This is a genomic window from Pseudoclavibacter helvolus (assembly GCF_049707175.1).
GTDB classification, from domain to species: Bacteria; Actinomycetota; Actinomycetes; order Actinomycetales; family Microbacteriaceae; genus Pseudoclavibacter; species Pseudoclavibacter helvolus_A.
This window is the reverse complement of the sequence record NZ_JBNAFM010000041.1, coordinates 1-856: the sequence shown is the minus strand read 5'-3', so window position 1 is coordinate 856 and position 856 is coordinate 1. Positions and strand designations below refer to the sequence as shown.

General features: G+C 64.8%; 1 protein-coding gene. It reads left to right on the top strand.

The features are described 5' to 3' along the window. Window positions 1-102: 102 nt before the first annotated feature. Window positions 103-856, top strand: a 754-nt coding sequence (locus tag ACPYN9_RS17185; protein ID WP_424468111.1) for an IS481 family transposase, incomplete at its 3' end; no start/stop codon positions are given.

The following is an 856-nucleotide window of genomic DNA, read 5'->3' as shown; positions in this document are numbered from 1 at the left end:
TGTATTGACCTGGGACGTTGTGAACGCTTGATGGTTTGAGGGAAACGAAAACCTCCGTGAGGATGTGGGTTACCACACTCGCATCGCAACACGGAGGTTTTCGTGACCCACGCTAACGCACCCCTGACGCCGGAAGGGCGTCGCCGTCTCGTCGCTTTGGTCATCGAGGACGGCTGGAGCATGCGCCGCGCCGCGGAACGCGTCCAGTGCTCCACCGCGACCGTCAAGAGATGGGTCGACCGGGCTCTGGCCGGCGAGGCGCTCGAGGATCGCTCCTCCCGACCACGCAGCTCCCCGATCCAATGCCCGAAACGCACCGAGCGACGCATCATCGCGCTGCGTTTCACCCGGCGCTGGGGCCCGCACCGCATCGCGTACCACCTGGGGTTGCACCCCTCGCTCGCGCACCGAGTCCTGCGCCGCTACCACATGCCTCTGCTGCGCCACCTCGATCAAGCAACGGGACTCCCTGCCCGGAAAACGCGCCCAGCCCGATACGAGCGAGCCTCTCCCGGCGAGCTGGTCCACGTCGACATCAAGAAACTCGGACGAATCCCGGCCGGCGGCGGGCACCGCAAGCTCGGCCGACAAGCGGGAAACCGGAAGCGCCACCAAGGCGTTGGATACGCCTACTTGCATCACGCCGTCGATGACTACTCGAGGCTCGCGTACTCGGAGATCCTCGAGAACGAACGCAAGGAAACCGCGGCCGGTTTCTGGACGCGCGCTCGGGCCTACTTCGCGAGCGTCGGGATCACTGTCACCGAGGTCATCACGGACAACGGATCTTGTTACCGATCCCACGCTTTCCGAGACGCTCTGCAAGCCACAGACATCAAACACCGCCGGACTCGCG